Annotated in this window: 1 protein-coding gene; it reads left to right on the forward strand. The window is 57.9% G+C overall.

Features of this window, described 5'->3' with window-relative positions:
• Window positions 1-564: 564 nt before the first annotated feature.
• Window positions 565-783, forward strand: a 219-nt coding sequence (locus AC1RQP_RS40170) for a hypothetical protein (protein ID WP_492943310.1), incomplete at its 3' end; no start/stop codon positions are given.

Here is a 783-nt window from a genome sequence, read left to right on the forward strand (position 1 = left end):
CCCGCCCCGTTCAATCAAGAGCGGGCTGTGTAGAGCCAAAATTTTGGAAGGTGCTGCGCGTTGCCAATAAGCCTGACGCGCCGGAAAAATAGAGTCAAACGCGCGCCGATATCATCTTGATGTGGTTCGTTTCACAATGAGCACTGGGCCGATCAAAATGAGAGGAATCATCTCAAGACCGAATCTTTATTTTTGCTGGCATCGCGGCGAAGGTCTTGGATCATGCAACGCCCGACATGCAGACCTTACTCATCGATCACCTTCTTCGCCTGCGAGACGGTGCTGTGCCCGATGCCGAACGTCTCGGCGAGTTGGTCGCGGACCGGGTATGCCGATGTCGAACTCCCGACGCTGTGGATCACTCATGCCTGCAACGATTTTTAATGCTTTTCAATCAGTTGCTCCCGCGCACTGTGCGCGGTGACTCTGAGTTGCGCGTTCGCGCCATGCGCGCTTTCGTATCTGCGCGTTCCTTCGCAACTGCCGCTGCTGCAGATCAGGCCGGTCCTTTCGCAAGCGGCGGATCGTCGCTTCGACGGAGGTGCCGGTGGGACGTTCGTTACTGTGTATATTATCAACAGTTTCCGTATCGCCCACTGGACGGCCATCGTTCCTTTGCCGCGCCCGGTCGAACAGATCGCGCGCGTGCTAATCGCCCTGCGCTTCAGCGTAGCAATTGAAGCACTCCTCGCGCCCGGCCTCGATAGCCTCACGGCTCAGCTTGCAGCCGCAGCTGCAGCAGGTGTCGTCATCGAAACAGCGGCAGGCGTACTCGGTTTCGCC

Source organism: Bradyrhizobium sp. GW821-FHT13H06, from assembly GCF_058803975.1.